This window comes from Sporosarcina sp. JAI121, assembly GCF_013408665.1.
GTDB lineage: Bacteria > Bacillota > Bacilli > Bacillales_A > Planococcaceae > Sporosarcina.
Map to the genome: position 1 here is coordinate 2,197,331 of NZ_JACCCL010000001.1, position 16,458 is coordinate 2,213,788.

Annotated in this window: 18 protein-coding genes, 1 pseudogene and 1 riboswitch; of the genes and pseudogenes, 5 read left to right on the forward strand and 14 right to left on the reverse strand. The window is 42.1% G+C overall.

Going from position 1 to position 16,458, the window contains the following annotated elements:
• Positions 1 to 10: 10 nt before the first annotated feature.
• The 9 genes and pseudogenes from HDC33_RS10290 to HDC33_RS10330 form a co-directional block, all read right to left on the reverse strand.
• A complete protein-coding gene (locus tag HDC33_RS10290) occupies positions 11 to 712 on the reverse strand; it encodes an amino acid ABC transporter permease (protein WP_179392345.1) in 702 nt (233 codons plus the stop codon).
• Complete coding sequence (locus HDC33_RS10295; protein WP_179392346.1) at positions 699 to 1,538, reverse strand: amino acid ABC transporter substrate-binding protein; 840 nt, start codon at positions 1,536 to 1,538, stop codon at positions 699 to 701. Before HDC33_RS10295 ends, HDC33_RS10290 begins: the two co-directional genes overlap by 14 nt.
• A 236-nt stretch (positions 1,539 to 1,774) precedes the next feature.
• The gene (gene ribH / locus HDC33_RS10300; RefSeq protein ID WP_179392347.1) at positions 1,775 to 2,239 is read right to left on the reverse strand and encodes a 6,7-dimethyl-8-ribityllumazine synthase; all 465 of its coding nucleotides are present in this window, start codon (positions 2,237 to 2,239) and stop codon (positions 1,775 to 1,777) included.
• A 13-nt stretch (positions 2,240 to 2,252) separates the two neighbouring features.
• Positions 2,253 to 3,446, reverse strand: a complete 1,194-nt coding sequence (locus HDC33_RS10305) for a bifunctional 3,4-dihydroxy-2-butanone-4-phosphate synthase/GTP cyclohydrolase II (RefSeq protein ID WP_179392348.1) — start codon at positions 3,444 to 3,446, stop codon at positions 2,253 to 2,255.
• Positions 3,447 to 3,459: 13 nt separating this feature from the next.
• On the reverse strand, positions 3,460 to 4,110 hold the full coding sequence (gene ribE, locus HDC33_RS10310) for a riboflavin synthase (protein ID WP_179392349.1): 651 nt from the start codon (positions 4,108 to 4,110) through the stop codon (positions 3,460 to 3,462).
• Between the two features lie 6 nt (positions 4,111 to 4,116).
• Positions 4,117 to 5,149: pseudogene (gene ribD, locus HDC33_RS10315) on the reverse strand (bifunctional diaminohydroxyphosphoribosylaminopyrimidine deaminase/5-amino-6-(5-phosphoribosylamino)uracil reductase RibD).
• A gap of 59 nt (positions 5,150 to 5,208) precedes the next feature.
• A riboswitch (FMN riboswitch) is annotated at positions 5,209 to 5,356 on the reverse strand.
• 97 nt (positions 5,357 to 5,453) lie between these two features.
• Positions 5,454 to 6,368, reverse strand: coding sequence for a glycine betaine ABC transporter substrate-binding protein (locus HDC33_RS10320; RefSeq protein ID WP_179392350.1), 915 nt, complete (start codon positions 6,366 to 6,368; stop codon positions 5,454 to 5,456).
• Positions 6,365 to 7,213: an ABC transporter permease gene (locus tag HDC33_RS10325; protein ID WP_179392351.1), complete on the reverse strand. Its 849-nt coding sequence runs from the start codon at positions 7,211 to 7,213 to the stop codon at positions 6,365 to 6,367. The genes HDC33_RS10320 and HDC33_RS10325 overlap by 4 nt, the downstream gene beginning before the upstream one ends.
• Positions 7,206 to 8,468, reverse strand: coding sequence for a quaternary amine ABC transporter ATP-binding protein (locus tag HDC33_RS10330; protein WP_218843192.1), 1,263 nt, complete (start codon positions 8,466 to 8,468; stop codon positions 7,206 to 7,208). The genes HDC33_RS10325 and HDC33_RS10330 overlap by 8 nt, the downstream gene beginning before the upstream one ends.
• A 218-nt stretch (positions 8,469 to 8,686) precedes the next feature.
• Between HDC33_RS10330 and HDC33_RS10335 the strand changes: the two genes are divergently transcribed.
• Complete coding sequence (locus HDC33_RS10335) at positions 8,687 to 9,250, forward strand: GbsR/MarR family transcriptional regulator (protein WP_179392352.1); 564 nt, start codon at positions 8,687 to 8,689, stop codon at positions 9,248 to 9,250.
• Between the two features lie 51 nt (positions 9,251 to 9,301).
• Here HDC33_RS10335 and HDC33_RS10340 read toward each other — a convergent pair whose 3' ends face one another.
• The 3 genes from HDC33_RS10340 to HDC33_RS10350 form a co-directional block, all read right to left on the reverse strand.
• Positions 9,302 to 9,745, reverse strand: coding sequence for an OsmC family protein (locus tag HDC33_RS10340; RefSeq protein WP_179392353.1), 444 nt, complete (start codon positions 9,743 to 9,745; stop codon positions 9,302 to 9,304).
• Positions 9,746 to 9,895: 150 nt separating this feature from the next.
• Positions 9,896 to 10,366, reverse strand: a complete 471-nt coding sequence (locus HDC33_RS10345; protein WP_179392354.1) for an S-ribosylhomocysteine lyase — start codon at positions 10,364 to 10,366, stop codon at positions 9,896 to 9,898.
• A 12-nt stretch (positions 10,367 to 10,378) separates the two neighbouring features.
• Positions 10,379 to 11,017, reverse strand: coding sequence for a class I SAM-dependent methyltransferase (locus HDC33_RS10350; protein ID WP_179392355.1), 639 nt, complete (start codon positions 11,015 to 11,017; stop codon positions 10,379 to 10,381).
• Between the two features lie 233 nt (positions 11,018 to 11,250).
• Here HDC33_RS10350 and HDC33_RS10355 point away from each other — a divergent pair, with 233 nt between their 5' ends.
• On the forward strand, positions 11,251 to 11,835 hold the full coding sequence (locus HDC33_RS10355; RefSeq protein WP_179392356.1) for a manganese efflux pump: 585 nt from the start codon (positions 11,251 to 11,253) through the stop codon (positions 11,833 to 11,835).
• Positions 11,836 to 11,893: 58 nt separating this feature from the next.
• Here the strand turns inward: HDC33_RS10355 and HDC33_RS10360 are convergent, their stop codons facing one another.
• Complete coding sequence (locus HDC33_RS10360) at positions 11,894 to 12,640, reverse strand: FixH family protein (protein WP_179392357.1); 747 nt, start codon at positions 12,638 to 12,640, stop codon at positions 11,894 to 11,896.
• 166 nt (positions 12,641 to 12,806) lie between these two features.
• Here HDC33_RS10360 and HDC33_RS10365 point away from each other — a divergent pair, with 166 nt between their 5' ends.
• The 3 genes from HDC33_RS10365 to HDC33_RS10375 are packed head-to-tail and all read left to right on the forward strand — an operon-like array spanning position 12,807 to position 15,470.
• On the forward strand, positions 12,807 to 13,481 hold the full coding sequence (locus HDC33_RS10365) for a response regulator transcription factor (RefSeq protein ID WP_255457333.1): 675 nt from the start codon (positions 12,807 to 12,809) through the stop codon (positions 13,479 to 13,481).
• A 2-nt stretch (positions 13,482 to 13,483) separates the two neighbouring features.
• Positions 13,484 to 14,899 carry a sensor histidine kinase gene (locus tag HDC33_RS10370; protein ID WP_179392358.1) on the forward strand — a complete coding sequence of 472 codons (1,416 nt, stop codon included), beginning with the start codon at positions 13,484 to 13,486 and terminating at the stop codon, positions 14,897 to 14,899.
• 1 nt (position 14,900) lies between these two features.
• The gene (locus tag HDC33_RS10375; protein ID WP_179392359.1) at positions 14,901 to 15,470 is read left to right on the forward strand and encodes an SCO family protein; all 570 of its coding nucleotides are present in this window, start codon (positions 14,901 to 14,903) and stop codon (positions 15,468 to 15,470) included.
• Positions 15,471 to 15,657: 187 nt separating this feature from the next.
• Here the strand turns inward: HDC33_RS10375 and HDC33_RS10380 are convergent, their stop codons facing one another.
• Entirely contained in the window at positions 15,658 to 16,302 is a 645-nt protein-coding gene (locus HDC33_RS10380; RefSeq protein ID WP_179392360.1) for a VTT domain-containing protein, read from the reverse strand.
• Positions 16,303 to 16,458: the final 156 nt, after the last annotated feature.

Below are 16,458 nucleotides of genomic sequence, written 5' to 3' on the forward strand. Positions count from 1 at the left end.
TTCCTTTTCATCACTTTGCAACATATCGATCCAATCGATGCTCGATTCTATCTTGAATTAAGGAAAGGATGAAACAGATAATCCAATAGATGATTGCTGCCTCGATATAGAGTAGTAAATACTCATAGTTTGCAGATGCAATCTCTTGAGCTCTTCTAAACATCTCTGTCACTAAAATGAGTGACGCCAATGAAGTATCTTTCACAAGACTAATAAATGTATTCGATAATGGTGGAATAGATACCCTGGTTGCCTGTGGTAAAATGATCCGCCTTAACGTTTGGTAATAATTCATGCCTATCGTATGTGCGGCTTCCCATTGCCCCTTCGGAATCGACAGGATCGATGCACGAATAACTTCAGAAGCGTATGCCCCTACATTTAATGAAAATCCGAAAACTGCGGCTGGAAATGGATCTATTACAATACCAATCGTCGGCAACCCGAAAAATAGGATAAATAGTTGGACAAGTAATGGTGTACCACGTATTGCGGACACATAAATTCTTGCAATGATTTGTAACGGCTTACTTGTAGATATTCTTGCCAATGCAGTTAGTACTGCAAGAATAATACCAAAGAAAAAAGAAATGAACGTCAATGGAATCGTATAGTAAAGAGCTCCCTCCAGCAACGGCCAGAGAGAACTTTGAGCAATTTCAATTAGTCTTTGAGCTTTCTCTGGGTCTGCAAAAATATTAGTTGAGGACATCTTCACCAAACCATTTCTCGGAGATTTTTAAATATGTTCCGTCTTCAATCATCTCATTCAATGCTTTATTTACCGCGTTAACAAGTGTTTCATTACCTTTTCTAAACATTAAACCGCTTTGGGCAACATCATCTGCTGTCGCTACAATTTGTACAGGCGCATCCGGTTTATGCTTTTTAAAGTCTAAGAAAGACAATTTATCATTTATCGTTACATCGACACGTTTAGAATTGATCAGCTCAATAGCTTGGTTGAATCCTTCAACACCAACAATTTCTGCCTCGTAAGACTTTGCCGTTTCTGCATAGTTGCTTGTTAATGACTGTGCAGATTTTAACCCTTTAATATCTTCAAATGCTGTAACTTCCTTATTAGCAATGTTCGTTATAAGTACAGCTGAAGATGTAATATAGTGCTCGGAAAAGTCGTACTTCGCTACACGATCCTCGTTTATTCCTACCTGGTTTGCAATCATATCGAAACGCTTAGAGTCCAATCCCGCAAAAATAGCATCCCATTGTGTTTCAAAAAATACAGGCTCTACGCCAAGGCGTTTTGCTATTTCTTTTGCAATTTCAACATCAAAACCTGTAAGTTCTCCTTTGTCATCATGAAAACTAAATGGAGGATATGTTCCTTCTGTTCCGATTGCTAACTCTCCTTCATCTTGCACCTTTGCTAGTAAGTCTTCGGTTTTCTCCCCTGGTTCACTGTTTTCTTTAGCCACTTCACTGCCACCCTTATTACCTTTATCAGCAGTTCCACATGCCACAAGTAAAACGAGTACGCTAAATAGCAAAACTAGTCGTAAACTAATTTTCTTCATAACCCAATCCCCCTAATACATATTAATTAACTTGGTTTTAAGTATCATACAACATATTATGCTAGTCGTCAAAAAAGAGATTCCTCAATTAATCTTCATTCAACCTTTTCAGCAAAATAAACATCTAACTATTCAGTTTATTATACCATTCTAATGACTACGCGTCTGCATACAACAAGCAAAGAATGAAAAAAGACTCAGTTTCCGATTAACCGGAAACTGAGTCTCTTTAGTAATTATATTTGTTTCAATAAATTAGCCATTTCGATGGCTACATTCCCTGCATCCCATCCTTTATTGCCGGCTTTCGTTCCTGCCCGTTCAATCGCTTGTTCGATCGTATCGGTCGTCAAGACACCGAAGATGACCGGAATGCCTTCCTGCAGATTGATAGCGGCGACTCCTTTTGCCACTTCATTACAAACAAAATCGAAATGCGGTGTTGCTCCGCGGATGACTGTGCCAAGTGTGATAACAGCATCGTACTTACCGGAAGCAGCCATTTTTTTCGCAATGAGCGGTATTTCATATGCACCCGGCACCCACGCAACCGAAATATCACTTTCAGCCACTCCGTGACGACGCAATGCATCTTCCGCCCCGCCCAATAATTTTCCAGTGATGAAATCATTGAATCTCGCCACGACGATACCGACTTTAAGCCCTGTCCCTACTAAATGTCCTTCAAAAATTGTTCCCATCAGTATTTCCCCCTCAACTATTCAATAAATGTCCCATTTTACTTTTCTTTGTTGCCATATAAACTTTATTAGTAGCTTTTACAGGCATTTCAATTTGAATGCGCTCCGTTATTTCCAACCCATGTCCCGCAAGACCCGCTATTTTACGAGGGTTGTTTGTCAAAAGATGAATCGACGTTAACCCGAGATTTCGGAGGATTTGCGCGCCGATTCCGTAATCACGAAGGTCATCCGGGAATCCTAGTTTCTCATTGGCCTCTACCGTGTCGTATCCTTCTTCTTGCAGCTTGTATGCCTTCATTTTATTGACGAGACCGATACCCCGCCCTTCCTGACGCATATATAACAGGACACCTCTTCCGGCTTGTTCAATTTGTGCAAGTGCTGCCTGAAGCTGGGGACCGCAATCACATCGGCATGAACCAAATACATCACCTGTCAAACATTCCGAATGAACGCGGACTAGCACATTTTCAGCATGTTCAATATCACCTTTAATCAAAGCGATATGTTCATGCCCGGTTTCTATTTCTTGGAACGCAACAGCTTTGAAATCCCCATAATCCGTCGGCAAGTGAATATCCACGATACGCTCGACAAGTTCTTCGGTAGTTCGGCGATAAGCAATCAGATCCTGAATCGTTAAAATTACCAGGTCATACTTTTCCGCGATTTCCTTCAGCTGTGGCCCTCTAGCCATCGTTCCATCGACATTCATAATTTCACATATAACGCCCACCGGTTCTGACCCGGCAAGCTTCGCAAGGTCGACCGCGGCTTCTGTATGACCTGCCCTCTTTAAGACGCCGCCAGCCTTGGCAATCAACGGGAAAATATGTCCCGGTCTTCTGAAGTCAGTCGGTGCAGCTTCGTTCCCCAGCATCTTCAATACGGTTTCCGACCGTTCAAATGCAGAAATTCCAGTATGACAATCCGCGTGATCAATGCTAATCGTGAAAGCTGTTCCGTTCACATCCGTATTATTGTCCGTCATAAGTCCAAGGTCAAGCTGCTGCGATTTCTCTTCATCTATCGGCACGCAAATCAAACCGCGGCCTTCTGTCGCCATGAAATTAATCATTTCCGGCGTTGCGAATTCACCGAGTGCAACAAAGTCCCCTTCGTTTTCCCGATCCTCATCGTCAACTACAATGATCGCTTTTCCTTTTTTCAGTTCTTCGACTGCTTCTTCTACTGTAGTGTACATCTATTTTTCCCCCTTAACTGAGGAATCCACTTGCGACAAGCGTATCCATTGTTAAACCGCCAGTTGAATTCTCTTTGTTAGTAGTCATTAGCCGTTCGATATATTTTGCCAGCATGTCGCATTCCACGTTCACTTTATCCCCGGCCCGCTTTCGGCCTATGATTGAATCATCTTGAGTGACCGGAATTAGTGAGATGATAAAACTTTTATCTGTTACACCAAAGACGGTAAGTGAAGTCCCGTCCACAGTTACTGAACCTTTCGGGATAAAGTATTTCAATAACCCTGCTTCGATACTGATTTCTATATAAATTGCATTTTCTTTTTGTCTAACCGACACAACTTCGCCGGTGCCATCAACGTGCCCACTGACTATATGCCCGCCGAAACGGCCCTCTGCCGACATCGCACGCTCCAAATTGACGGGACTTCCCGTCCGCAATGCATGAAGCGTTGTCGCTTTGACAGTCTCGGGCATGACGTCCGCTGTAAATTGATTGCTAGAAAAGTCTGACACCGTCAAACAAACACCGTTCACTGCCAGGCTGTCGCCTTTTTTAACATCGCTCAGCACTTTGGTGCAACGAATCGATAGTTGCGATGAATTCGATCCTGGCCTGACCGCTGTAACTGTTCCTATTTCTTCGATAATTCCAGTAAACAACTGCCGTCAATCCTCCTTCAAGAACTTGGCGTGTATTCGGATGTCTAACCCGATCTGCCGCACATCTAAAAAACGGAGTGATTCACCTACCGCCATCACGTTCCGCATGTCGTCCATGAATAAAGAAGCACTGTTGCCGATCAGTCGCGGAGCCCTATACAAATAAAGTTCATACGCAAGACCTTCCTTGAAAAAACTGGAATGAATACGGCTGCCGCCTTCGACAAACAACGTCATGATTCCTTTTTCCGCTAGACGTTTTAATACTTCGTTCAAAAAAAGCGGTTCCCGACTCTGGTGAATCGAGTGTGAAAATAATTGTTTCCGCAGCGACGTCAATAACGACATTCGCTGTTTTTGGCGTCCTGAGATGCCGGTCTAAAATAATTCGAATTGGATTCTTTCCACCATGGGGCAAACGGGTGGTGAGGAAAGGGTTATCGTGAAGTACGGTTTGTACACCGACCAAAAAAGCATCATGGATATTGCGGAGGTGATGGACGTCGGTTCGTGATGCAGCCGAAGTAATCCATTTGCTGTCCCCATTCTGCGTTGAAAGTCTACCGTCTAGAGTTGCGGCGGCTTTCAAGGTGGCGTATGGTGTCCCGTATTTAATGAAATGAAAAAATGCTTGGTTTAACTGCTCTGCCTCTTCCTGTAATATGCCAGTGAAAACTTCAATTCTGGCAGCTTTAAGAAGCTGGATTCCGCTTCCATTGACAGAAGACTTCGGATTGATGGACGCAATAAAAACACGTTGAATTCCAGACGATATGATGAGATCCGTACACGAGGGCGTCATCCCAGTATGGGCACACGGTTCCAGTGTCATGTATAGATCTGCACCTATGGAATTCGCACCTGCCATCGTCAGTGCATGCACTTCAGCATGAGGTGTCCCAGCTTTTAAGTGTGCACCGGTTCCGATAATCTGACGGTCTTTTACACAAACAGAACCAACTAGTGGATTTGGTGAAGTTTGTCCTTGTGCAGTACGCGCCAGTTCAAGAGCAATTCTCATATAATGTTGAGGATCCATTTGCATTCCCCCTTTCAATTTGTGAAAGGGCAGAGCCTGCAAGCATAGCACATACAACCAAAAAACTTCTCCCATCCAGACTGTAACTGTCGGTGCCGGAATTACACCAGCTCCACCGCCTTCCAAACGAGGAAGGACGGGTCACGGACTGACGAGCTATGCTCGATCACCGCCGGTAAGGAATTTCACCTTGCCCCGAAGAGTTTGTTTATATGTGCTACTTTAAAGTTATCATACTACTCCCGGTAAATCAAAAAAGACTCAGCCCGATTTAACGGTACTGAGTCTAATAAATGAATTTAACTTATTCTTTCAAGTCTTCAATTGAAGAGATATCCATATATTCCGGTACCACCAGACCGACTTTGACACCTTCCATATTGACGCCAAGCTCTTCAAACTTACCTTCGAATTTCTCAGCATATGTTTTGTGTGTTAATGGCATCCAAGCTGCAAGCGATGCATCCGCACTGCCGTCAGACACCGCTGTCCATAAAGGACCTGCTTCAACTTGTGTCAATGTCACTTTATAACCCATATCTTCCAAAACAATTTTCATGACGTTATGGCTCGCGATTTCACTGTCCCATGCGACATAAGCAAGTTTGATTTCATCGCCGTCCACTTTTTCTACGCCTTCTGTCCATGCAGCTACTTTTTCTTCGTTTGCATCAACCCAGTTTTGCGCTGCTACAACTTCTTTTTCGCCCTCTTGAATCGCTACCATTATTTCGCCCATTTCAGCCTCAGTCCAGTTGAACTGCGATAAGATTTGATGCGCTTCGGGCAGGTCTTCCGCCAAACCGAGTCTTCCGATAGTACGTATTTGCTCTTCCCCGCCGTATACGCCTTTTGGATCTTCAAGATATTTCAAATCATACTTTGCAAACATCCAGTGCGGTGTCCAGCCCGTTATGATGATCGGCCGCTCTTTGTCATACGCTTTTTTCAGTGAAGCTGTCATCGCAGCACCTGAACCCGTTGTTAGCGTCCAATCTGTAAGGTCATATTCTTCCAACACTTTTTCAGTCGCTTGCATGATACCTGCACCTGGATCGATACCCGTAATCTTATAGTCAACTGATTCACCTACTGATTTCGTTGTATCCCCGCCTGATTCTGTTTTGTCTGTGTCATTGTCATTGCCACATGCAGCAAGTCCTACTGCTAGCAATGCGACCGCCCCTAGTCCTAATACTTTTTTAGTTAGTTTCATCATGTAGTTCCCCCTTGTTTTTTCTTTCCTGCGTGCTGCGTGATGCGATCTAAAATGATTGCTACGATTACGATGGACAATCCGGTCTCAAAACCGACGCCCGTTTTCAATTGTGTTACAGCCCGGTACACTTCTTCACCAAGCCCTGGTGCACCAACCATTGATGCGATAACAACCATAGATAGGGAAAGCATGATGCTTTGATTTACTCCCGCCATGATTGTCGGTTTTGCAAGTGGAATTTGTACTTTCCCCAACCTCTGCCATGTTGTCGAACCGAAAGCTTCCGTCGCCTCGATTAAATCCTTTGGAACTTGCTCAATACCGAGCATCGTCAAACGGATTGTCGGCGGCATCGAAAAGATGACAGATGCTACAACGCCTGGAACAACCCCGATGTTGAAGAAGAAAATGGCAGGTAACAAATATACGAATGCCGGCATCGTCTGCATAAGATCCAATATCGGGTTGATGATTTTCCTTGCTGTCGCTTGTTGGGAACCCCAAATACCGATCGGGATACCAATCACCAGCGCAAAGAACACAGAGGTGAGGACGAGCGCAAGCATTTGCAGCATCGGATACCAATAGCCCAAGTAATCTATGAACAACAAGCCGATCAATGTGAATAAAGCAATGCGCCGGGTGGAAATGAACCACGCGAGCAAGGCGAATAGCACGGCTAGTAAAATGGATGGCACCATATCTAACCACTCCACTGACCCTTCAACAATGCCCTTGAGAAAGTTTGAAATCCCATCAAACAATGTGCCGAACGTCACTACTAGCCAATCTACTCCATCATCGATCCAATCTGCAAATGGAAGACGCGGTAAAAGGTTATTCATTCGCCTTCACCTCCGTATCCACTTTTTCATCGGAACCGATAGTTCCGTTATTATTAATAAACTGATTGTCGCCTGATAACGCACCAATCAGTGCACCACGAATAATAATTCCTTGAAGCTTTTCATTTTCATCTACGACTGCAACCGGTACAACGGCTGTCGATACGACATCGAATAAATCGTTCAGTACGGTTTCCGGAAGAATCATCGGAAGGTCAGAAATCATGATTGCTTCAAGTGATTTTCCTGCTTCAATGGCTAAACCTGCTTCTTGGGCCGTGACGGCACCTAAAAGACGGTTCGCTTTATCAACAACGTAAATCGAAGAAATCCCCAATCGCTTCATCATTCGAAGTGCTACCCTAGGACCACGGTCTACCTGAACCGTATCCGCTTTTTTCATGATATGTCCCGCTGTTAATACTTTGGCAAGGTCCACATCTTCTACAAATCGTTCTACATATTCATTCGACGGACTCATCAATATTTCTTCAGGCGTGCCGACTTGAACGATTTCCCCGTCTTTCATCAATGCGATGCGATCTCCGATACGAAGTGCCTCATCAAGGTCATGAGTGATGAAAATGATTGTTTTCCCCATATCATTATGAAGCTGCAACAATTCGTCTTGCATATCTTTTCGGATCAATGGATCTAGTGCACTGAATGCTTCGTCCATCAGTAATACATCCGGTCCGTTGGCAAGTGCTCTTGCCAAACCGACACGTTGCTGCATGCCTCCGCTCAACTGACTTGGGTACTGGTCTTCATACCCTGCAAGTCCGACCAACCCCAAGGATTCTTTTGCTTTGGCTTGACGTTCCGCCTTCGCAACTCCTTGGATTTCCAATCCGTATTCCGTATTTTCAAGAATCGTCTTATGGGGAAAAAGAGCAAAATTCTGAAATACCATTCCAATTTTCTTGCGCCTTACATTCCGAAGTTGCTCTTTATTCATCTTGACGATATCCTCACCGTCCAGCAGAATATTGCCCATTGTCGGATCAATCAACCTGTTCAGCAATCTGACGAGCGTTGATTTCCCGCTGCCTGACAATCCCATAATGACGAATATTTCACCTTCATACACGTCGAACGAGGCATTCTTCACACCGACTGTTGCGCCGGTCGCCTTCAAAATTTCTTTCTTCGTTTTTCCTTCACTCAGCAGCTGCGAAGCCCGCTTTGCGTTTTTGCCGAAAATCTTCGTTGTGTTTATGACTTCGATTTTCTTACAGGCAATTTCTTCACTCATACTTACACTCCTTACGATTTCAAAACTTGCGAATGTCTACTAGTATAGGCATAACAAAAATGTAATACAACCGTATTTACAAATTAAATTGTTTGTACAGAAAAAACCGTTCAAACTATACTAACTCTAAATTGCTTTTTCCTTTGGGATATAATACGCTATAAGAAAATAGCCGAATCGGTTCTGGTATGCCGATAACAAGTGGAGGGATGACGTTTATGGACGGTACAAAAAAACTTGAAAAAGCCCGTGAGCGTATCATTGAGACAATCGCACAAAATATACATCTTTACGGTCTTACGCCTTCTGCTGGGAGACAGTATGGGACGATGTTCTTTCATAATGAACCCCTAACTTTGGATGACATGACAGAAGAACTTGGGATGAGCAAAACAAGTATGAGTACATCTGTCAGAGCATTATCCGATTTGAAGTTAGTGGAACGAGCGTGGAAAAGAGGGGTTCGTAAAGACCTTTATCAAGTATCTGAAGATTGGTATCAAAGCTTTATCGACTTATTTTCGATTAAGTGGCGAAAATCGGTTTCTCAACATTCAGGCGCCATTAGAAAATCCTTGGCTGAACTGGATGAATTGATGAATGATCCCGCAATTAGTGAAGAGTTGAAATCAGAAGTAATGATTGATATAGATAAATTGCAGTATATGCGCGCCTATTATGAATGGTTAGACCGGCTAATCGATGCATTTGAAGACCACGATATTTTTGACCTTGTGCCAATTAGAAATCTGCAAAAAGATTCATCCGATAAGTCAAAATAAGAAAAGACGGCGTTCACATACCTGTGAGCACCGTCTTTTCATTTTATCTTTCTATTTTGTTACAATTGCGTCCAGCTCAATTTCCACATTCCCTTTGATCGCTCGGCTGATCATGCAGGATATTTCCGCTTTTTCCGCAAGCTTATGAGCTAGTTCTTGATCCTTTTCAGTCGCATCCGATTTCAGGACGATTTGAGGTTTGTGGATAATCTTTTTGTAGGTAATGACACCATTCGTTACGTCAACAATACCGACGGACCCCATTGTCAAAGCTTCCTTCTCAAGCTTACTGCGTTCCATCATGGCGGCAAGCGTGATGATATAACATGTCGCCGCAGCACCTAACAGCATTTCATCCGGATTTGTACCGATACCTGGTCCATCCATTTCAGGTGGAATGGACACTTCTGTCTTTAAATTACCTGCGTCAATTGTTCCTATATCATTTCGTAAACCAGGCCAGTCCGCTTTTAAATGGAAGTGATGTTCTGCCATCTTGATCGCCCCTTTGATTAAGTGATTACTTCATTATACATGTTGGCAGCCACCGTTTCAGTTCATGAAAAAAAGCTATTCATGGTGAATATGAATAGCTTCCCATTTTGTTTCAGTAACGCTTCTGCGAAGAATTCAAGTAAACACGCCTTATACTTCCCCTGCGTATACATGTCGCCATTCATCTTTTTTAGCAAGCATATTTCCTGCCAACTCTTTGGCGCCTTCCAAGCTGTGATTGGCGGCCCATCCACACTGTACCTCGTTGCACGCTGGGACTTCCGTTGCGACAAGTACATCCCGTAATGTTTTTTCTAAAATGACAAGTATATCCTCATAATCATCGTGATTGATGACTGACAAGTAAAAGCCGGTTTGGCAACCCATCGGACTAAGATCGACAACATTATCCGAATGATTTCGAATGTTCTCCGCCATTAAATGCTCGATTGAATGAAGTGCATCCATTTTCATAATTTGCTTGTTCGGTTGCGTGAAACGCAAATCATATTTATACACTTCATCCCCATAAGTGCCTTGTTTTTTCCCTGCTAAACGCACATACGGCGCAGCAACTTTCGTATGATCCAAGTTAAAGCTTTCCACTTTCAGTTTTCTCATCATGGTATCTCCTTATCGTTTAGTTGCATCCATTAGCCAGACAAAATCGTTTAATTGCGTAAACGTTACTTCGAATCCGGCATGTGTAAACAGATTCAGTAAAACAGGCAGGGTTGTATAATATTCACGTTCCAAATCGTCTGCAACGTCATGAAAATTTCTCGCCCGCTCTTTATCAATTTGCGCAAGCTTTGCCTCCTCTGATAGAAAAGCGGTATCCGCAAAAACAATTTTCCCCTTTGGCGACAATAGTTGAGCATACTTATTCAGTGCAATTCCTTTTTCTTTATCCGTTAAATGATGAAACACATATGAGCTTGCAATGGAATCGATTGATGGTCTACCGATTTCAAAATCTACTAAATCTCCGTCTTTGACCTCAATTGAAGGGAATCGTTCTGCCGTTATTCGCCGCATCGCTGTATTGGGCTCAATGCCAATCACTTCATGACCGGCATCAATTAATTTTGCCGTCAGGTTTCCTGTCCCTGTACCGAACTCAAGTACAACTCCACCAACTTTGCTTGCGACAGCATTTAAAATCTCCTCATACCCCTTGAATACATCGCGATATTGCGGGTCTTCCCCAGCGACTGATGCGTCATATGAATGAATCCAATCATCAAAAATATCGATGAATTCGCGTCCCATAATAAAACCCCTTTTGAATATACCTTATTCAAGGTCGTTTACTATGATTTGGGCGTATTATCAATATTCAACGTAAATCCAATAGAAAAAAAAGCCTCCCTGACGTTCACGACCGGAAAACCCTATTCAAATTCTTTTCTCCCTGCATCATTTTTTAAAGCAAGCCCGCGCGCAACTTCCTATTTGCTCATATAGTATAGATGATGAACGAACAGTTGCAGGGGGAAACTAACATGCAAGGGCTAACTATATTATTAATAGGTGTTGCAGCTAATATCGATAATTTAGTAATAAGTGTATCCTATGGTCTGAGATTAAATAAAATTCCTTTCCTATACAATTTAATCATTTCCCTTATCTCAATTATTTTTGCATATATTTCAATAACCGCTGGCAGTTATTTATCTACTTACTTATCACAAGCAATGGCCAGCTATATCGGAGGATTCCTAATAATGGGTCTTGGTATATGGTTTATCATAACTTCGCCTGTATTTAGAAAAAACAAGTCAATCCAATTAGGCGAGTCCCACGCCGTAATCCCTAGTTTAAATAAAGCGAAGCAAATCACTTTGAAAGAATCTGTTTTTCTAGGATTTGTGCTAGCCTTAAACTGCTTAACAATTGGTTTTGCCGCCGGTATTACTGGCCTCTCACCGCTTTTCACTTCCATCTCGATCGGTTTATTTTCGGTGATTTCAATTTTTCTTGGCGTTATGCTCGGCAATAAAGTCTGCAATACACTATTCGGCAAATATTCAAATAGCATAGCCGGACTCTTGCTTATCGTGATTGGCATTTATGAAATGTTTTTCTAATCCTGAAACTAAAAATGGAACCTCACGCTTTGTTAGGCGAGCAGGTTCCATTTTCATTTTATTTAACTTCCACTGTATATTCTTCATGTTCATGTAAGTCTTTATCGTCTTTTACATGGATTTGAATGTTGTACGATTCTGCCTGTGCAAATGTGTAGGGAGCTGTATATTCACCGGCGGCCAATTCTTCAGCATCAATCCAATCGTGTTTGTCCGGAGTTGATACATTCCAGATTTCGTAGCGCACTTGCGCTTTTTCAAACGATTGACCATCCACTTTAAGCTTGACGACAAGTTCTAATGATTCGCCAGCCTCCGCGTTTTCAGGTTTCAAAAAGTCCATCGAAAATCCATCAGCATGCGCGTGTTCCTGTTCCTCCTCAACAGCCTCTTCATAATTCCCGCCCTCACCGACTGTCACTTCTTTTTTCGGCATCGTATGCAAGCTTCTTGCAGTTACATGCACTTGTATGTGGAACAATCCATCATGATCAAACGTTGTTTCAGCTGTATACAATCCGTCTTTTTCATTTATCGATGCAACCTTGATGCTGTCGTCTTTTTTACCTTCTTCCCAAATTTCAAATTCCACTTCATCCGCATCTTCAATCTTTTCTTCGCCTTGCGTAACGACCGCGGCCATTTCCACCTTGCCGCCCACTTCTACTTGTTCCGGAACCGTCAGTTCAACATCGAGCGGCAGTGGTACTTCACCAATGTTTTCTTTCGCCGGTTGCTCTTTACCGCATGCCGCCAACATTGTTAACACTAGTATCATAAAAAATAATCCACTTTTTCTTTTCATTTCTATTCCTCCATTGTCTTTTCACTTAACGTAGTTCGGTATGTTCGATATGATTATAAGAGATAAATTAGAAATAAATGTGAAGTCCTCCATTTCACATGTTTTTCACAATTATTGGAGATGATTAATAAAATGAGCTATCTTTCTAATGAAATGAGGTTTTAAATTGAATTCATCCACCATTATGATTATAGACGATGAACCGCAAATGAGGAAACTGATAAGGATGTTCCTGGAAAAAGAAGGCTACTCTGTCATCGAAGCAACGGACGGTGTCCATGCGCTTTCATTGTTGGACGAGACACCCCCCCAGTTGCTGATCGTCGATGTAATGATGCCCTTCATGGATGGCTTCACCTTTGCCAAGGAAATAAAGCGCACATCGACGATTCCTCTTATTTTTTTATCAGCAAAAGGGGAGGAATGGGATAAGATACAAGGCCTAAAACTCGGCGGTGACGATTATATAGTTAAACCGTTCTTGCCAGGTGAGCTTCTTGCTCGAGTAGAGTCGGTTCTGAGACGTTCCTATCAAAATAAACCGATCCCTGATACTTTGAAAGTCGGTCCGCTTGTTATCGATACCAGCGCACATACAGCGATCCTAAACGAAATCCCGTTGTCATTGACAGTAAAAGAGTTTGGTATCCTCCATTTACTCGCTAAGAATAAAGGACGGGTCTATTCAAGGGAACAACTGTTACATATTGTCTGGGGCGAGGAGCATCAAAGCAGCGAGCGCACGGTTGATACTCATATCAAAACACTTCGGCTCAAAATGGGGACTGACGGGGAGCTGATTGAAACAGTTTGGGGAATCGGTTACAAATTCGGGGTGTGAAGATGAAGAAACTTACATTGAGCAAAAAAATATTAGTCGTTCTAATCTTCAGTATCGGATTTACAATCCTTTTTTCCTTTTTCTTTATCCATTACCTCTATTCCGAATTGTATTTAACAAGTATTGAAAAATCCATTGTCTATCAAGGGAAAAGAACGGCATCCCACTATCATTACGGAGAATTAAGTGACGAAATCATCGAGAAGATCCAATGGTATAACATCGTTTCAGAATATGAAATTATCGTCGTTGATAATTTGGAAGATCTCACTTCCTATTTCCCTTACAAAATCAATTATGAAACCTTGGTTGATGCAAGTGACCGCGCGGAGTTAGAAAGAGGTTCCCATGTTTTAAAGGAAGGATTCGTAGAGGAACTTAATCGTGAAATTCTGGGGGCTATATTCCCCATTAAAGGCGAGAATGGACTCATCGGTTTCATCTATATCTATGTCCCGCTTGCAGCAGTCCAGGACGTTTTCCAAGATAGCATTCCAATTTTGCTGATTGTCGGCTCATCGTTTTTCATCATCCTTTTTTTAGTCGTCAATCGGGCCTGGCGATCCTTATTCAGACCGCTCCAAGATCTTCAGCAACTTTCCTATGAGGTATCTAAAGGAAACTATTCAAACCGGATTCAAAGCGATCGGGATGATGAAATCGGTCAAGTAACAAAAGCTTTCAATCTGATGAGCAAGTCATTGGAGCAACAGGAAGAGCGCAAAAAGGAATTCACTTCAAATATCGTACATGAACTTCGTACACCGCTAACTTATATCAGCGGTTACACGCATGTTCTCAAAGAGAAAATATATTCATCGCCGGAAGAGGCACAAAGCTACTTGACGACGATTGAAAAAGAAACGGATCGATTGACGAAATTGATCACCGACCTGGTCGAATTGAATCATCTGCAAGAAGATTTGTATTCAATAGACCTGCAGCCAATTGCCGTTGCTCAATTGGTAGTCGAAACAATCGACTTGTTCGCCATTCATATCGCAGAAAAACAACTGAATCTCAAACTGAACATTGAAGAGGAGCTTATATTCACAGGAGATTCAAAAAGAATCCAACAAGTCTTTTACAATACGATAGATAACGCCGTAAAATATTCTGTCATGAATGGAATCTTATCGATTGAAGTAACTAAAAAAGATGGTTTGTTGCAATTTCAAGTTACGAACGACGGAATTTTAATTGACGATGATGATCTCACGCGAATTGGCGACCGTTTCTTCCGGACGGATAAAGCCCGGAATCGGACAACCGGCGGAACAGGTCTGGGGCTTCCTATCGTAAAGGAGATCATCCGATTACATAACGGAACTTTTTCGATAACCAGCGACGCCGTTTCGGGAACAACAGTCATTATCCAATTACCAGGTCTATCATCTGACATAAAGGAAGAGGTGTGACATGAAGAAAACACGCTATATACTTATTTCCTTTGTTTTTGTAGCCCTTCTCTCCGCTTGCGGTTCTGTGCCTCAAACCGGAAAGGAAATTGCGCCCTTTTCCTATACCGACCAGGATGGACAGTCTTTCGGCACAGTAGAGTTGGAAGGAAAGGTTTGGATTGCTGATTTCATTTTCACGAATTGTAATACCGTCTGCCCTACGATGTCGGCGGAAATGGCTACCTTACAAAAAAAATTCAATGAGGAAGGCATACAGGTTGAATTCGTGTCATTCACAGTCGATCCAAAAGTAGATTCACCTGACGTTCTCAAAAATTATATCCAGCGGTTTTCAGATGATGAAACAAACTGGCACATGCTGACCGGCTATTCACAAAACGAAATCGAAGTTTTTGCGAGAGAACAATTTCAAACAATTATTCAAAAACCTGAATCGTCCCATCAGGTCATCCATGGAACAAACTTCTATCTAGTCGACGAACAAGGTGTCAGTGTGAATGAATTTAATTATGTCGATTCCTCGTATATAGAGGACATGAAGAAGGTCATCGAGAAAATACAAAGGTAATAAACGAAAACAGCTCCTGGTTTTGTTGAGGCCATTAAAAAAAAGAATGAATAGGAAAGGCGACATTTCGTTCATTACCGAACGAAATGTCGCCTTTTTAAATTCAAATTTACTGGAACGGTATTTATACGTAATTTTTTCAGTCGCCACGTTTTGTCCAATAGGTGTTTCTTCGTTAAAAATATGCTTATTTTTTCTGCGAACGATTCCGTATAATACCGATAACCGCAGGTAACACGGACGCAAAGATAATTAATAAAAGAACAGTAGAAAAGTTATCTTTGACGATAGGTATATTCCCGAAGTAATACCCTGCAATCGTACAGATTCCCACCCATAGTACAGCACCTACAATGTTGTAAAATAAGAAGTAACTGTAGTTCATACGACTTGCCCCTGCTACAAAAGGCGCAAACGTACGGATGAAAGGCATAAAACGGGCAATTACTATCGTTTTACCTCCATGCCTATTAAAAAAGTTTTCTGCGATTCGCATTTTTTCTTGATTGATAAATTTGCCGATCAGACTATTCGGCGAGATTGCAGTACCAACTTTTTTACCAATATGATAATTTACCGTATCGCCAATGACAGCTGCGGTGAAAAACACAATAAGCAGAAGAACAATGTTAAATGCACCCATTGCGGCAAGTGCCCCACTTGCAAATAGTAAGGAGTCGCCCGGTAAAAAAGGGAAAATGACAAGACCGGTTTCAACAAATACGATTAAAAATACAATTACATATGACAATGATCCGAAGTTTTGGATGATCTCAACCAAATGCTCATCAATATGTAATATGAAACTTATTATGTTTTGAATGATAGTCATGCATATACTCACTTTCAATATTATTTGTCAGATATTCTGACGAAAACAACCTCATTCATCATACTTCAATCCATGAAAGTTGTCACGAGAGAGAAATGGATAATTCGTAGGCGACACAATCTATAGATTATTTTCAATAATCTATTTCCCCTCCCT